Annotated in this window: 12 protein-coding genes; 8 read left to right on the forward strand and 4 right to left on the reverse strand. The window is 51.4% G+C overall.

Going from position 1 to position 15,896, the window contains the following annotated elements; genetic code table 11:
- Positions 1 to 139: 139 nt before the first annotated feature.
- From WEB54_RS05645 to WEB54_RS05670, 6 genes are all read left to right on the forward strand, one after another.
- The gene (locus WEB54_RS05645; RefSeq protein WP_368054046.1) at positions 140 to 985 is read left to right on the forward strand and encodes a DUF72 domain-containing protein; all 846 of its coding nucleotides are present in this window, start codon (positions 140 to 142) and stop codon (positions 983 to 985) included.
- Positions 986 to 1,020: 35 nt separating this feature from the next.
- On the forward strand, positions 1,021 to 1,434 hold the full coding sequence (locus WEB54_RS05650; RefSeq protein WP_368054094.1) for a LysR substrate-binding domain-containing protein: 414 nt from the start codon (positions 1,021 to 1,023) through the stop codon (positions 1,432 to 1,434).
- A gap of 514 nt (positions 1,435 to 1,948) precedes the next feature.
- Positions 1,949 to 2,815 carry a restriction endonuclease gene (locus WEB54_RS05655; RefSeq protein WP_368054048.1) on the forward strand — a complete coding sequence of 289 codons (867 nt, stop codon included), beginning with the start codon at positions 1,949 to 1,951 and terminating at the stop codon, positions 2,813 to 2,815.
- A 592-nt stretch (positions 2,816 to 3,407) separates the two neighbouring features.
- On the forward strand, positions 3,408 to 6,284 hold the full coding sequence (locus WEB54_RS05660; RefSeq protein ID WP_368054050.1) for a BREX system ATP-binding domain-containing protein: 2,877 nt from the start codon (positions 3,408 to 3,410) through the stop codon (positions 6,282 to 6,284).
- A gap of 10 nt (positions 6,285 to 6,294) precedes the next feature.
- Positions 6,295 to 8,472: a DEAD/DEAH box helicase gene (locus WEB54_RS05665; protein WP_368054052.1), complete on the forward strand. Its 2,178-nt coding sequence runs from the start codon at positions 6,295 to 6,297 to the stop codon at positions 8,470 to 8,472.
- A gap of 472 nt (positions 8,473 to 8,944) precedes the next feature.
- Positions 8,945 to 9,565, forward strand: coding sequence for a hypothetical protein (locus WEB54_RS05670; protein ID WP_368054054.1), 621 nt, complete (start codon positions 8,945 to 8,947; stop codon positions 9,563 to 9,565).
- A gap of 129 nt (positions 9,566 to 9,694) precedes the next feature.
- Here WEB54_RS05670 and WEB54_RS05675 read toward each other — a convergent pair whose 3' ends face one another.
- The 4 genes from WEB54_RS05675 to WEB54_RS05690 form a co-directional block, all read right to left on the reverse strand.
- Positions 9,695 to 10,684: a hypothetical protein gene (locus WEB54_RS05675; RefSeq protein WP_368054056.1), complete on the reverse strand. Its 990-nt coding sequence runs from the start codon at positions 10,682 to 10,684 to the stop codon at positions 9,695 to 9,697.
- A 122-nt stretch (positions 10,685 to 10,806) separates the two neighbouring features.
- Positions 10,807 to 11,253 carry a hypothetical protein gene (locus tag WEB54_RS05680; RefSeq protein ID WP_368054058.1) on the reverse strand — a complete coding sequence of 149 codons (447 nt, stop codon included), beginning with the start codon at positions 11,251 to 11,253 and terminating at the stop codon, positions 10,807 to 10,809.
- Positions 11,254 to 11,684: 431 nt separating this feature from the next.
- Positions 11,685 to 11,816 (reverse strand): putative transporter small subunit, encoded by a 132-nt coding sequence (locus WEB54_RS05685; protein WP_368054060.1) that lies wholly within the window; start codon positions 11,814 to 11,816, stop codon positions 11,685 to 11,687.
- Between the two features lie 62 nt (positions 11,817 to 11,878).
- On the reverse strand, positions 11,879 to 13,555 hold the full coding sequence (locus WEB54_RS05690; RefSeq protein ID WP_368054062.1) for a sodium:solute symporter family protein: 1,677 nt from the start codon (positions 13,553 to 13,555) through the stop codon (positions 11,879 to 11,881).
- 802 nt (positions 13,556 to 14,357) lie between these two features.
- On the opposite strand from WEB54_RS05690, the gene WEB54_RS05695 reads away from it, so the two are divergent.
- Together WEB54_RS05695 and WEB54_RS05700 are read left to right on the forward strand one after the other, a co-directional pair.
- The gene (locus WEB54_RS05695) at positions 14,358 to 15,191 is read left to right on the forward strand and encodes a hypothetical protein (RefSeq protein WP_368054064.1); all 834 of its coding nucleotides are present in this window, start codon (positions 14,358 to 14,360) and stop codon (positions 15,189 to 15,191) included.
- A gap of 259 nt (positions 15,192 to 15,450) precedes the next feature.
- A partial coding sequence (locus tag WEB54_RS05700) for a hypothetical protein (protein WP_368054066.1) occupies positions 15,451 to 15,896 on the forward strand: 446 nt, incomplete at its 3' end.

Raw genomic sequence — 15,896 nt, forward strand, 5'->3', positions numbered from 1 at the left:
TTCCATTTAGGCGGTTTACAGCTGGTTCCTCACCCACACAAATAGGTGAAGACCCTTAAAAACACAGTATCCAAGCATTTTGGGCTGTCTTTGGTATTCTGCAGCGGAATAATAGCGATACCCACAGTAGGTTCGAACGATGCCACTACCCTATTTTCTCGGTTGCCCCCAATGGCAAAACCCTGCCTGGAACTCGCGGTTGCCGCTAGGGCGAAGCCCACTGGAGCGCTATAGCCAGGTTTTTAATTGCGTTGAAGGCAATACCACCTTTTACGCGACACCTAGCCAGGAGCAATGCCGACAGTGGCGGAAACAAGTGCCGAACGAGTTTCGTTTCGTATTCAAGTTCCCGCGCGAGATTACTCATGATCGGCTGCTGGCAGCATCATTAACCCAGACGAACGATTTTCTCGACATACTCACCCCTTTGGAAGACGTCCTCGGCCCTTTTCTCTTACAGCTTCCTGCGTCTTTTGGCCCTCAACATCTGAGCAATTTGTGGCATTTCATTGAAGCGCTGCCCACCTCTCTAACCTGCGCCGTAGAAGTCCGCCATAGCGCTTTTTTCGATAAAGGCGAGGCTGAAAAGGCGTTAAACCGTGGCCTCCGGGAGCGAAACATTGCCCGGGTCTGCTTTGACAGTCGCGCCCTCTTTTCTGCAGCGCCCGATACCGAAATCACTCGCGACGCCCAACGCAAAAAGCCGAGGGTTCCGGTACATCTGCTTCCAGTAGAGGCGTCGCCCGTCATCCGGTACATTGGACATCCTGACCTGGAAACAAACCGCCATTATTTGGCACCCTGGGTTGAAAGGGTGAGCACCTGGGTCGAGGAAGACCGGACCCCCATTATTTTCATGCATATGCCAGATAAAGGCGAGGCACTTTCTCTCGCCGCCCTCTGGAGCGAGATGCTGAGTGAACGGCTGCCACAACTGGGGTTGCTGCCTGTTGATGAGGGTCGGTCGCAGATAGGGTTGTTCTAGGTTAGTAGATCTGGCGCTGGTGTTCGAGCCCCAGCATTTGGTCGAATTCGACGTTCTCAGCCGACCACCCTCTGGCCCAAAAAACCGACCTGCGCCTGCGCGACTGCCTGGAGCACCCCCACATACTGCCCGCCACCGAATACGGCGTACGCAACATCCTCGACCGGGCCGCAAAAACCCAGGGCAGAACAGTAACACCGGTAATAGAAACCGAATCGTTCGAGCTGATACGCCACTACGTGCGCCACGAACAGGTAGTGGGGTTTCAGATACCCATAGGCTTGCAGCCGGCGTTGGATAACGGCCTGGTGTTTCGAGAGCTTTCACCACGGGATGTGCCGCTGGGGCATTTGTTGTTGGGGCAGTTGAAAAGCAGGGTGTTGCCAGTGGCGATGTCGAGGTTTGCGATGCAGCTTTCTGTGGCGTTGGAGCAGATGGATAGCAAATAGCCCCAAACCCCACCCCAGCCACAGCATCGATGTAACCCCCAAACCCGTAGGAGGTCAGCCCCCTGGGCGACAGGAAGCATAACCAACCACAGAACCTTGCTAACACCACAGGGGGCGCGCAAACGCGCCTATCAGAACATAAATACTTGCCAACTTCGTCACAGAGTGCCATGGTGAGCAGACAACTTATTTTTGATTTGGTGTGCCCTGTGCCCTGTGCCCTGTAACCGGCCGGGCGGTAGCGAGTTTGATCGATTTTGGTGCCTCATTGTGTTGCTGAGTTGCGACGCATATACCAGGAAAAGCCGGAATCTGTATCATAGGAGATGCTGATACATGGAATCGTCGTCTGAAGCAACGGGTTTGCTGGTTTTGATATCACGTAGATGTACCAGCGTAATCTGGCTTAAAGCCCGCTGTAGCTGAGCATGGTAGAGGCGCTCTGTAGGTTGTATGAAGCATCTGCCAGAACAACTGGCGGTGGCTAGGGTGAATAAGCTGTTAGGCAAAATGGATGAGTAGTCTCAGCCTGATAGAAAAACAGAAGCTAGAGCGTGAGCTAGGCATGTCAAGTGGCTATGTGCTTGGTTTTTCAAATCGTACATTCGATGACTTTTTTAGAGAAGTTGTCGGTGTATCGATTTACGACTCTTACTATGATCAAGAGTCGGGCTCAAAAGCTCACAGAACGCGATCATTTTGGCGGCTAGCCACGGATGAACAAGTCTTACTGTTTTTGAACGGCCTGCTCGAAGGTTGGGAGATCTATTCAGATGAGTCTATTCCAGATTCTGCAGAAAAACTTCTAAAGCAAATCATCCAAAGGCTAGCAGGGCATGGCGAAACTGCAGCTCAGCGAAAGAGCGAAGAGGCGCGAGTTCAAATTGATGAAAATCTAAGCCAGGGTATCTTCTCCCAACTTATTGAGCTCGCTGAAATAGCGCCCCAGAGTCGTGGGTTTGCCTTTGAACGATTTCTAAAAGACCTATTTGATGCATACGGACTTTCTGCGCGCTCTTCGTTTCGTCTCATCGGCGAGCAGATAGATGGCAGCTTCGTATTAAATAAAGAAACCTATCTATTGGAGGCCAAGTGGCAAAACTCCCCGACTGGAGCCGCAGATCTACACACCTTTGAAGGTAAGTTGAGCCAAAAGGCTTCTTGGTCCCGAGGTCTGTTCTTGAGTAACAGTGGTTTTTCCAGCGATGGTCTTCAGGCTTTCGGTAAGGGGAAGCGGATCGTATGCATGGATGGTTTTGATCTGTCAGAAATGCTTAGACGAAGACTGTCCGTGGTAGATGTTTTGGAAGCAAAAGTTCGGCGAGCGGCTGAAACAGGTAGACCTTTCATCCCTATCCGTGAGTTGTTTATCCGAACTTGAGCAAGCCTAACCAACTGTTGCAGTTCGTTCCGGCTCTCAAGGCCCTCCATCGGACGCCCTTTTCTCTGTTTCGTTGAAAAAGGGCGTCCGATGAATAAATCCATTAAATTGCAACGGGGTAGAAAGGGGTCTAAATTGAAATACGTGCCCAAGGAGCAAGCAAGATACCCATTTCTCAAGACCTAAGATAGAGCTTATTCGAACTGTTTGGTCGTCTTTATTGTTATTGGTCAGGACTATATCAGAGAAATTATTTGATAGTTGTCGGTTTGGAGCCACACAGTCAGTGTCCTGGACAACCAGTAACCGAGACTTCTTTCACGACCGCGAGAAATTTGGCTAGGAACACCTTTGCCAGGGACTTGCCAGCCCAATCATTGTCTGTTGAAGCTATGGTAATAAGGGAATATGAGTAGAGGCTAAGTCCTACTCTGCCGCAGTAGCTTCGGTCGCTCACGTCCTAGGCACATCAAGCGGTTGACCGTTAGCAATAATATCGTCATAAATGCAGTCTGACAGCGCTGGAATGGTAACGTCGGCAGTCGTGCATTAGTATTTGCCATAGAATGGTATTGAGGAGAGAACAATGAGAATGAGCGACGTTTTGTCGCAGTATCCGGAAGATGCGCTCGATAAGCTGGCTAGAGATAAGCTTGACGAAATCGCTAATGTCCGTTTGCCGCGAATTGTGCTTGAGCAGGAAATCGCGACTGCATTGGGCTCATTTTCCTATGTTGCCGGTGTGTTGTCTGAATCACGCCCCCCTACGTATGCCATCCTCAAGCTTCTCATGGAAGCAACGAACCACACTATGGAAGCGGTTGGCTTCCGCGAAAAGGTGTTGGGGCGAACTGACGAAGTATCTGACTGGGTAGGTTCTGGTGAAGGATTGTCCGATAGAAAGAACTATGAACTGTATCGAGCCATGGTACGTGCAGCCTGGGAGGACGATGAGCGAATTGACGAGCGAGAGGGACGAATGCTTGAGGCACTTCGTGAATTGCTTGGCCTGAGCATGCGTGAGCATTTGCTTATGGAGCATCACCCTGATGTTAGGTCTATTTGGGACTCGGGTCGCGCCTATGAATCCGCCCGCAATTATCTGTTGAGTCGCGGCGTGGTAATGGCTGTGGGGGATCGCTACATCCTCCCGGACGAAGTACGTATTCAGGTAAGGCACTACTGGGGTATGGAGCTGCATGACGCCGATTATCGGAGGTTGCTCGCGGAACTCACTGGACGGCAACTCCGCGATATACTGGAGGTTAACGGCCTTCCATTGAGCGGCACTAAGGAAGAACGGGTCGATCGCATCGTGGAAGGGCTGGTTCCACCCAGCTCTGCATTGGATCAGATTGCGATCTCGGATCTGAAAAATCTCGCAAGGAGCTTTGATCTCAAGGTATCGTTATCCAAGGCGGAACTTGTGTCACAAGTAATTGAAGCGTTTAACCAGCCACAGCCAGTGGGTGACCAGGGCGAAGTGGAAAATGAAGCTGAAAGGCTCGTGAAAGAGCCTCTACGGCAACTAACCAAGGAGCAGTTACATGACCTTCTTTCCAACTTCTCGGGTAATCAGCTTTATGAAATTCTGGCCTCCTTGGGACTGGCCCGTTCGGGCTCCAAGTCTGATCGCGTCGACCGTCTGATTGGCAGCAGGTATTCAGAACACACCCTGTTTAATCAACTTCGCCGCAAGGATATTGTGCGTGCATGCCGCAAGCTGGGTCTGGCAGTAACGGGTCTTAAAAACGAACTCATTGAGCGTTTGTGCAGTGAGCCTGCAGCGCAGTTGACTGAGACTGTTGAAGAACTGGTTGCGCCGCTTGCAGCAACAGAGGATTTTCAGGTTCGGGAGCAAGTGACTTTTCAAGCTGATGCCGAGGCATTGTCTTCGGCGCCGGAGACACCGGGGCTCGATTCTATCAAGCGTGCCTACCCTAGCCTGAATGAGGACGAGCAGATTATGTTGGCCCTAGCCAGGGAAGCCCGATCTCTCAATGAGAGGGATGTTGAACGATTGGCTTCCCGCCACGGCCTGGGATGGATGCTGCCCAAGGCCCGTATGGCCGACATGCTGCGTAAACTGTCGGCTGACAACATGTCGCCTATTCGGATTCGGAGTACCGGTGCCGCCAACATCTACGAGTGGGTCGACAACCCAGACTGCTCTCGGCAGCAACTGGATCGATGGGCGGCGCGGGATATTGTGGATGCGCTGCGCCAAGGAGTGGTTCCTGAGCGGCACCTTGACATGATGTTTGTGGGCCAGGAAGGGGCTAGAAATCACTTAATCGATCAGTTGGAGCATGTAGCGACCGGGCGTAGCACGTTCAAGTTCATACGCGGCGCTTACGGGTCCGGTAAATCCTTCATGATGTCCTGGCTTCGAGATGCGGCCCTGAACGCTGGTTTCGCAGTATCAACCGTGCGCGTTAGTGCTGAGATGTCCCTAGCTGACCTTTCGGAGTTCTATCTAGGGCTAATGGACGGTTTGCGTGTGCCGGAAAAACGAGGAGCAAGCAGCCTGTCGGACATTCTCGAAGCCTGGCTGTTAACGATGCAACAGCGAACCGAACAAGTGGAAGGACTGTCCACGAGGAGGCCTGCAGATCGTGAGTACCTGGTTCAGCTGGTCCGGGAACGCATCCAGGAACAGCTTTCGCAGCTTGCTTCCCATGACCCAGGTTTTGCACCGGCTCTCGGTGCTTTCTACGAAGCGCGACTAGTGGGGGATGAAGAAAAGGCCATGCACGCCCGGGCTTGGCTACGTGGTGAACGTAGTCTACCAAACGCCGCGCTCAAGGAAATAGGCGTAAAGGGCAATCTGGAGCCCGAGCAGGTTCTGCCACGGATTCGAGCGTTATTGGAAATAATAGAATCAACGCATCTGCGGGGGCTGGTAATCCTTATTGACGAGTTGGAGCTGGTACGACGGCGACCGCATAAGAACACTCGGGACAGAGCCTATGAGACACTACGTGCGCTGATCGATGAGGTGGGCGAGAATCGCCTGCCTCGTTGTTTGTTGGTCTCGACCGGAACAGACACCTTTTTCGACGACCGCCGATATGGCCTCGCCAGTTACGAGGCCCTTTATCACCGGGTGTGTGCTCCCGAACTTACTGAAAGCTTCCAGAGTATGCGCCAGCCGGTCATCTTTCTGGAAGGCCTGAACGAAGAGCGACTGGTCGAGCTGGCAAAGCGAGCTCGTTCAATTCATGCGCAAGCATACGAGTGGCCGGCTGAACAGCGTTTTGATGATGCTGACTTGAAGGCTCTAATTTCCAAATGGACGGATTTCGGTGGTGAATGCATCGACAGGCTGCCACGGCCCTTCCTGAGACAGCTTGTCCACGTGCTCGATATCTGCGAAGAGAATCCACAGATATCGGCCAGCGAGTGCTTCGCTGACCCCGAAGACGATCCGCAAGCCAATTTAGAGCTTATGCGACTTGTAGGCACGTAGGGGGCCAGCCATGAGTACACTAGAGCGACTCAACCCCGGGCTACAGCGTTGGATCAAGGAGCAGGGTTGGCGCGGGTTACAACCTATTCAGAAAAAGGCAATGGACCCCATCCTGGAAGGTAAGAGTTGTGTCATCGAGGCCCCTACCGCCGGTGGTAAGACCGAGGCCGTTCTGTTTCCCACCCTGACTCGAGTCGCTGAGAACCCACGCGATTCTGTGCAGGTGTTGTATATCGCCCCTCTGCGTGCTTTGCTTAACAATCTGGAGTCCCGTGGTGAGGATTACGCTGCATGTTGTGCCCTGCACGCATTCAAGTGGCATGGGGATGTAAGTCAGTCCAAAAAGATGGAGAGTTTGAAGGCTCCGCCACAATTGCTACTGACCACACCCGAATCGATTGAAGCAATATTGCTGCGAAAACCGGGTTGGCATAACTTCTTTCATGCACTGGACACCGTCATCATCGATGAGGCGCACAACTTTGCCGGCGGAGATCGGGGGGGACATTTACTCTCTCTTCTGGAGAGGCTAGAGGGCGGGCTGAACCGGCCGTTGCAGCGAATAGCTCTTAGCGCTACGATCGGTAATCCTGACGCCATGTGTCGCTGGTTGACTGGAAGCAGAGAACCAGCGCTTAGGATTCATGTGGCAACTACTCATCAGCAGGCAAATGACTTTCTAATTCAGCATTTTGATGGTAGCGGTGATACCGAGTCGACTCCAATCAAAATGCGTGCGGGTATGCGACTATTGAGCTCACTGACCAGCGAGCTCAAGGGTAATCGGGGTATCACATTTGTGCGCTCACGCTCAAAGGCGGAAGATATTGCCAAGGCGGTCCAGGCATACACTCAAGATCGCATTAAGGTTCGTACCCATCACTCGAATATCAGCAAGTACTTTCGCGAGGAGGCCGAGGGCTTGATTCAGCAGGCCGGGGAGCAGGGAATCGAAGCAATTATTAGTACATCGACGTTGGAGCTGGGAATCGACATCGGTGAGCTAGACCGGATCGTGCAAATTAGCGCCCTGGCCAGTCCTAGTGCTTTCTTACAACGAGTAGGGCGTACTGGTCGCCGTCCTGGAAAGCCGAGGCATTTTCGAGGCCTGACCCAGGATGAGGATGAGCTATTACTACTGGCGGCTACTGTTTCACTCGGAGTTGAGCATCGATCCGAGTCACTTCGTTTGTGCCGTCGCGCATTCCACTTGCTCGCACATCAGTTGCTCTGTCTATCCTTGCAGAATCACGGTGTCGCACCAGACCATGCATGGCAGTTATTGTCCCGCGCGTATGTTTTCTCCGGGATATCCCGGGACGAATATGACCAGCTGATCTCTCATATGCAGGAAGAGGACTACCTTCGTGAGGCTGATGGGGTGCTTGTGCCCGGTCTGGCAGCGGAGCAGCGATATCTCACAGGCAGTTGGCGAAACCTGTTCGCGGTGTTCAGTACAGCTCCACTTTATGAGGTTATGGAGGGCCGTACACAGGTCGGCACGCTTGATACCGGCTTTGTGGAAAGCTTGGATATTCCTTTTTTCTTCAGTTTGGCCGGAAAGTTATGGAAGGCTGAGGCGGTTGATTTTGATAGCCATGTTATAAAAGCCTCCCGGGCAAAAGAGGGTTCAGTACCTCACTGGGATTCCTTTGGCGGTCCGGATGTCCCATTGGAGACCGCACAGCGAATAGGGGAGTTTGTCTATGGCTACCGGCCATTACCCGACTTTCTTGATGCGGAAGCTCGACGGACCATGGAGGTGCTATGTCACGAAAGCCCACCCGACCCTGGTTGGTCGCCGGAATCACTTGAGTGCTATTGTACAGGTGGCGGCAGGGCAATCCTGCGAACCTACGCTGGCGATACCCTGAACCGTACACTGAGTAAGTTGATTGAAAGCCGAGGTATCTCTGTTTCAGGCAACTACGCGAACCTAGAAATCAAGAACGGTCCAGGTGATTCTGGCGAGCTTCGAAGCATGCTGTGGGAGTTATTTGAGCAGGTGAGCGCTGGCGGTTCCACAGGGTATTTTATGGACATTTTGAATCGGACCCAGAAAGCCTTCTTCTTCTCACCCTTCAAGCCAATGCTGCCCGATGCACTGACTCGCGCCGCATTGGTGGACCAGAACACGGACTTGTTTGGTCTGCAACAATTCCTTTCCAGACGAATCAGGGCCACATAGAACTGGGTTAATAGGACATACGGCCACATAGGACAGGCACCTTAGTAAAGGAATAAAAAACAGGCCATACATCGAATCAGTAGTTTGCCGAACTAACTGGACATGCACGATAAGGCGCTATCGCAGTGTTTTAGACAATAGTTTATAACTATTGATTGAGGCGCATGTCCCGGTAGCTCCCTCAGACACTGTTTCCAGCGATTTTATTCGAGAGTCTCTCATCCGTTCAATGGACAACGGTTCACCCGTCAAGTTGGACTCGCTAAAGCCCCAATGGACAGGCACCACAGCTAAGAAACAGGATACAGGCCGTGAATTTATTTAGTAGTTTGCTAAACGGGCACCAATGGACAGGCACCACAAGGCTCGAATGGACACTCACATTAGGCGCCTTAATGGATTAGCATGGGCCTCCCAGTAGCTCGCCAGATTAATGAGGGTAACTACATCCAGCCTGCGACAAGGAAAGATAGTGACTATAATAGAAAATGCTAAAGATCTAAAAAAAAGTGCGGATAGCTTGATTAGGCGTAGTGGAGGCAGACCTCTAACGCGATTGATTGTTTTCGTATGCCTTGTAAGTGTCTTGCCAGTGATATACCTAACCTACACAGCCTATCTTCAAGGAGTTGTTGTAGAGCAAGGAAAAAGGTCGGCTAGACAGCTTAATATCTCGACGGACATCTATCTTTTGAAAGAAGCCATCGCACAGCTGCAATTGTGTGTTACATCTAAGAAGGCTGAAGCACTTTTGGCAAACTGGTACTGCGAGCAAGCGATAGCAGCGTACGAGAGTATATCCGAGTACTGGCCTGCCGCTCGAAGAGAAGCAGTCCTATCGAAAAAGGCCGTAGAAGGTATGATTCTCAATTCTGAGTATTATCTTATGCTCAAATCAGAAAGTCTTGTTGATGCATCGGAGAACAGGACGAAGGAAAGCCTTTTGCTGGAGGTCATGCTAACTAGCAAAGCAATGTTCGCACTCCTTGTACTAGCTTTATCAATCGGGGGATACGTGTACTATGGATTTTATAGGGGATTAGTGACACCAATGGACAGGCACCACAGTAGAGAAACAGAAAACAGGCCGTGAATTGAATCAGTAGTTTGAAAAACGGCACTACCGATTCACGTCAGTCTGGTAATTTGCTGATTTTCGCGATTTTCAGGCACGGAAGTGCCTCAGGTAGCCCTGTGAATGGAATAATACGGGAAGTTCTGGCTATGTAAGTTGTGTAGTCAATGCTAATCCGGGCGTTCGCCGGTATCCGAACTGCTGACACTTTGCCTTTATTGAGATTGCAGTGCCAACCAACCCTTTAAACTGGCTTTCAAAGTGCTGAGTGTTATAGATCCAGTGCTCAGCGTCAATATTAAGGCGTTCAAGAATGGGTGGAAGTTTCTGTGTGATGCTTCCTCTCTTGTCGCTACGGATTTGTCGTCCAGTCCAATCGAGTAGTTCCAGGTAGTCCTGTAGCCGAAAGGGCAAGCCTTCTGGCATATCCTGGCGAGGGTATCCAACAAACGGAAATAACGGTGTCGGCTGTTTGGGTTCAGTAGATTCCCGGTCTTCTTTGGCGGTATCGATCCGCTGCTTGGCCGAGGTGAATTCTGACGCTTCCGGTGTATCGGCCATGCAGGCCCGGACAGGGTTCAGGTCCACATAGGCCAAGCAGGTTGCCAGGGCGGTTTCATCCAGTAAGGCCTGGGATTTAAATCGGGCCTCCCAGAACCTTCCGGTACAGTTGTCTTCAACGTTGGCTTGCCGGGCGATGTCTTCATTCAGGGCTTTCATGAACCAGCTGATCGACATCAGACGCTCACGCCACTCTGTTACCAGCTCTGAGAGAACGTTGAGCTGTTCTTCATACAGGTCTTTTCCGGCTAAGTACTCATGGCTGAGAAAGTTACCGGCATATAGGCTGTGCCAGCGTTGGATGACTTCGGTATCCGACCAGGCTTTGGCTTTCTCAGCGCTGATGTGAAGCACTATGTGGTAATGGTTGGACATGACGGCATAAGCGCAAACATCGAGCGCGTACACCCTGGCCAGTTCCATTATCCGGCTTTCAATCCAGCCACGCCGGTGTTCATAGTCATTGCCGGAATGCTCATCACGCCCACACAGGAAGGCGCGGCGCACGCACCGGGAGGGGCAATGGTAGTAAGAAGTCGCCTCCAGGGCGATCTGGCTTTTCCTTGAACGTGGCATAGTGTTTAACCCTGACGGCCCGTTTAAATAATACTGGATAAAATACTGGATGGCCTTTGTTGGGTCAACCCTTTAGGTGGGTGTCCTCGGACGAACGTCGTTACTTTGACCATGTAAAATTATCATCGGCCTGTAACCGCAGGTTTTTTCCCAAAATTCTTTATATAACTATCCAGGATGAATCCTTCCAGCAAGAAAGGCAGATATGAGGGGCTACCGATTGGCAATGGATAGCATGAAAAAGATGTGTCGCTAAGATCATGGTCTATACTAACTCCATACTGTAGCATTTTCGGTGCTCCCTGCATTTTGCGCTTACCACGACTATTTAATGTTTTGATTAATACATCACGATGTTTTCGAGCTCTGACATTCAGTTTTTCCCTATCAGAAGCACCGATATAGAAAATACGGCCAGGCTCACCCCATGCGTGTTGTATAGATCCGTGGTGTAGAATGTAAACACCTTGAAGTGCAGGGATTTTAGGGTTGATTGAGCTACCTCCAAGATTGAAACTGTTATCTGATAGAAATCTTACGGTATGTTTTATGTCAATTTTGAATTCCATTTCTAATCAACTCCTGTGCACAACATTGTCGATCCATATTAGACTCGATTGGCCGTGACTTGTAGAGGAATAAATATTGTATTTCCGGATATTTTTGACCTTTTGCTCTAACCGGCACCATTGGACAGAGGCAGGCACCAATGGATATGCACAACGGCACCAGGCATCGATGTGTGCGTGACTAATAGAACAGTCACATTAGTGGTCACCGGCACCAAGGCACCAATGGACAGGCACGACAGTAGCGAAACAGAAAACAGGCCGTGAATTGAATCGGTAGTTTGCAAAACAGCACTACCGATTCACGTCAGTCTGGTAATTTAAGACACCCGCTATGGGGACACCCACATTAGGCAGCTATCAAAGCTTGGGTTCCGATAGCTTAAATTAAATGAATGAGGTGGGTGTCCCGGTAGTTTCGCTAAATAGTATTAAACCAGTTCCCGGCTCTCGCGTTTGGCTGAACGAATGTCTTGCCAGGTTGCCACGCAGATCACCGCTAGAACGGCCAGTGATATGAGGGGCCAGACCAGGACGTAGGCTGCTAGTGTTAGGGTTTCCATAAGGGTTTCCTCTGGTTATTCGGGGCATTACCAACGGTCGGTAATACCCCTGGGTAAGTTAATCAGGAAGTCGTCAGGGGAGTGCTGCTGGCTTCCTGGTCATCAGATGAAGTGTCATAGTTGCCGACCCGGTTCTGGATCGTCGAGAAGTCGAAACGGCTGGAGTTCATAAGGCTCAGGGCGATGCAAACAATGGTGCTTACCCCGTAGGCCGTAAGTGATGCAGTCAGCACGGTATATTCCCGGAGGAATCCAACGCAGAAGAAAGCCATTACGACCGTCGCAATAAGCCCGGCCGCCATGCCCAGTCGGCGACCGCAGAAGCCAAAGGTCATAAGGCCAATAACCACGCCACCACCGACAGAAGCCAGAAGTTCAAACACCACGGCAACTGTACCCGTCAGGGCCAGCAGTTCGAATCGGGCTATGCAGAACATGAGCAAAGCAGATAGCACCGCCCAGGTAAAGGCTGAGTTGGTGACCCGGTCCCAGAAGCAACTGGCGATAACCGGGAAGACGATAGCGCCCCAAAGTGCCCCGACGAACACTAGCATGACCAGAATATCCATGGAGAAACTGGCCAGTATGACCCCGATGAGCGTTGCGACGATCATGGTCAGCCTGCCTATAAACAGCATCTTCTTTGGATCGGCCTTGCCCCTGGCGATGTTTTTGCCGTAGACATCAGCCATGATGATCGCAGACAGTGCCGACAGGTCCGAATCAGCGGTGGACGATAGCGAGCCAATGACCAGGATAAAAAACAAGCCCACAAAGGCCGCCGGCAGGTAGAGCGAAACCATCTGAGGGATCAGGTTGTTCATGTTCCCATCAATGGGTTCCATGCCTGTCATCAGTGCCATCAGGCCAATCATCCCAAGGCCGATCACGATGGCGCCATAGCCGATGGTCGCCGTTATAAACGTCGGTTTGATGTGATCTTCCCGCACCGCGAACAGGCGTTGGGATATGGTCTGGTTACCGATCGCATAAGCCAGAACTGCCACGAAGAAGGGTGCACCCTGCTGCATGATTGCATCGACTGAGAACAGGTTCGCCTGGTCGGCGGTAAGGTTGGACATGCCTTCAGCCAGAACGCTTGGCCCGCCCATTGCGAAAAGAATGGTCGGGATGATGACAATGGCAATGGCCATCATGGCAACAAGCTGGGCGAAGTCCGTCAGCACCGAAGCGCGAAAACCGGACCAGAGCGTATAGCTAAGTACACCGACACCGGCAATCGCTACGCCAGCCTGGAAAGGGAGGGGCGAGAGCACCGATACCAGGGCACCGGCTGCGGTGAAATTCACCATCAGGCTGATCACGCTGCCCATCACATTGGAAAACGCGAGTATCAGCTGACTTGAAGACCCATGGCGTGCGTGTATCAGCTCGCCCAGGGTGTGGGCATTAGGCGCCAGTTTGCGAAACCGCCGACCAAACGGGTAGATGAAGAGGATCATCAGTGCACCCCAGAGGCCGTAATGCAAAGGCCCCGAGATACCGTAGGTGTAACCGGACGTTGCCGCCGCATAAAAGGAAGCCGCCCAGATCCAGGTGGCGGTCATGCTGGCCGCCCCCATGCCGAAGCCGATGCGATGATTGGACACCATGAAACCATCAGTGTCCTCTTTTTTCTTCTTGATCAGCAATGTCAGCAGGTAAGTGCCGCCATAAAAACCGGCGAGTAGCAGAAGGATGGTAAGAGTGGAAAACTGGTAAAAATCAGAGCTGTTCAAATTGATCACCTTGGTGGAAGCGAAAAAACAAAGACCTCAAACGGTCAGAGGTAGGCGGTGGTTCAATTGAATCGTCAGCGATGAATTGTCTTTGCTGGAACAGCAGGGTTTTTATGTGTGCAGGAAAGGGTACGCACTCTGGTGGAACAGGATGCAGTAGCATTTCTCGTGTAGCAAAAACTTGTCATAGCTCTTCTCCGGCAATACAACAGAACCGAAAGCCTGGGATGGCTCGCGGTCAAGCTGGAAAATGGCCCAATATCAGAGGGGCGAAAGCACCTGCCAGGACGCTGGCATGTAAAGGCAAAGGCCAGGCGGCATTGATGCGGTTAGCACAAAAAAGAAAGCGTTGCGTTAATAATTAGCGCCGCTTAGGAGACGCGATACGCATAAACGAGCGTTCGCGTTGGATAGACTCGGGCTAGCCCGCTGCTTTGCAGGGGAGCCATGCGCAGTGTTAATAGCGTGCCGAATACAGTTGGCAATACTGCGCGGTCGTCCCTGTGGCGGGGTACAGTACGCGCTTTAGCTACTGGCGTCCAGCAACCATCATTTGAAACGATCCCCTCACCCTTTTGGGGCGCGTCAGGCGGTGCAGCTCACCTGTTCCCTGAGCTCAACCTTGCGGATCTTACCAGTGGCGGTGCGTGAGCGCATTGTATGGACACGCACAACTGGTCGGTATTATATTCACTTTTTCTATAGGTAATAGCTATGGGGTAAGATGGGTGTCCCTGTGGCCCCCCTGTGGCCCCGTGCTCCGCAGAATCTATTTGGCCAGATGTTTTTATGAGGTGAAACGATGTCAACTACAATAACTGTGTCTCGCCCCGATTACGCTGGTGTGGTCGACCTCGATCGCTATCCCATTCATGATCTTGAAAGTAATGGCGGGATGATGCTAATCGATAGCTGTCGCAAAGAACTGGCTAAGGATGGCTGCTGCACGCTGCAAGGTTTTATTAAGCCCGATGCAGTGAAAATAATGGTGGAACTGGCATGCCAGTTAGAAAGCAAGGCCTGGGTCAGCGATAGATCACATAACGTGTATTTCGAGCCTTTGGATACTACGGTCGAGCCGGATCATCCCCTGGCGTTTCAGGTGCGTTCAGCCAAGCATGGCATCGCCTATGACCAAATTCCTGAGGGTGCCCCTCTTCGCCGCCTTTATGAGTCGGATGATCTTACGAACTTCATCGCAGCAGTCCTGGAGAAGCCGGTATTGTATCGAAGCGCTGACCCGCTTGATGCACTCCAGATCACACTGTTTAAGCCGGGTGAGGAGCTAGGCTGGCACTATGATCGCAGTGAGTTTTCAGTGACGGTCATGTATCAAAAGGTCGAGAAAGGCGGTGACTTCGAGTATGTGCCTGCCCTGAGAAGTAAACAGGATGAACGCTATGAGGATGTCAAGAAGGTATTGCATGGCGACCGCTCCAGGATAAAGATTCAGTCTAGTGAGCCGGGCACGCTGGCATTCTTTCATGGCCACTGCGCCATGCATCGGGTTACGCCGGTAGAGGGGGCTATTCCAAGAATCAACTCGGTTCTGACGTACGGAGAACATGACAATATGCGTCTTAATGATTTAACGTCCGAGTTGTTTTACGGGCGCACATCCCCGCGTCGGGATTGATTTAACGTAACTAACTGGATATGCACGAAAAAGTGCTATCTCAGTGTTTGAGACAATAGTTTATAGCTATTGATTGAGGTGCATGTCCCGCCCAATAATATTCTTCCGTCCCATGCTGTCTTAATAGGCCGTGAGTGATGTCGGGTATTTATACACTCTAAAAATTACCACGTTGCAACTGATTGATTATCCTACAGTTGTTATATGGCCTGATTAATGCTTGGGCATTTCTCTTCATGTCTGGCGCGAGGGTCACATTATGTTAACGTTCAAGTCCCTGTCAGCGGCGGTGTTCATGATGTTCATGAGCCCGTCTGCGTTCTCCATCTATATCAATTTGTTCAATATCGAAGGTGAATCCGATCTCAGCGCCCAGTATGTAACCTACAACGCGTTCGACGACATGTTGTTGGATACCAATCGACTGGAAGTGTTCACGCCCGATACGTTTGGGTTTGGTCATAATATCGTCGGCAGTGGTACCGATGGTAATGCCTACTGGAGTTTGTTCAACATCGAGGGGGAGTCTGACTTTAGTGCCCAATATGTAACCTACAACACATTTGGCGACATGTTATTGGACACCAATCGACTGAATGTGTTTACGCCCGATACGTTCGGGTTTGGCCATAACATCGTCGGCAGCGGTACCGATGGGGATGCCTATTGGAATTTATTTAACATCGAGGGTGAGTCCGACTTCAG

It is taken from the genome of Saccharospirillum sp. (assembly GCF_040881935.1).
Classification (GTDB): Bacteria; Pseudomonadota; Gammaproteobacteria; order Pseudomonadales; family Natronospirillaceae; genus Saccharospirillum.

What these genes read in the sequence shown, in the direction of transcription:
- WEB54_RS05685 (WP_368054060.1), bottom strand. Translation starts at nt 11,816, where the DNA reads ATGGAAACCCTAACACTAGCAGCCTACGTCCTGGTCTGGCCCCTCATA.
- WEB54_RS05675 (WP_368054056.1), bottom strand. Translation starts at nt 10,684, where the DNA reads ATGCCACGTTCAAGGAAAAGCCAGATCGCCCTGGAGGCGACTTCTTAC.
- WEB54_RS05660 (WP_368054050.1), top strand. Translation starts at nt 3,408, where the DNA reads ATGAGCGACGTTTTGTCGCAGTATCCGGAAGATGCGCTCGATAAGCTG.
- WEB54_RS05695 (WP_368054064.1), top strand. Translation starts at nt 14,358, where the DNA reads ATGTCAACTACAATAACTGTGTCTCGCCCCGATTACGCTGGTGTGGTC.
- WEB54_RS05680 (WP_368054058.1), bottom strand. Translation starts at nt 11,253, where the DNA reads ATGGAATTCAAAATTGACATAAAACATACCGTAAGATTTCTATCAGAT.
- WEB54_RS05645 (WP_368054046.1), top strand. Translation starts at nt 140, where the DNA reads ATGCCACTACCCTATTTTCTCGGTTGCCCCCAATGGCAAAACCCTGCC.
- WEB54_RS05665 (WP_368054052.1), top strand. Translation starts at nt 6,295, where the DNA reads ATGAGTACACTAGAGCGACTCAACCCCGGGCTACAGCGTTGGATCAAG.
- WEB54_RS05655 (WP_368054048.1), top strand. Translation starts at nt 1,949, where the DNA reads ATGAGTAGTCTCAGCCTGATAGAAAAACAGAAGCTAGAGCGTGAGCTA.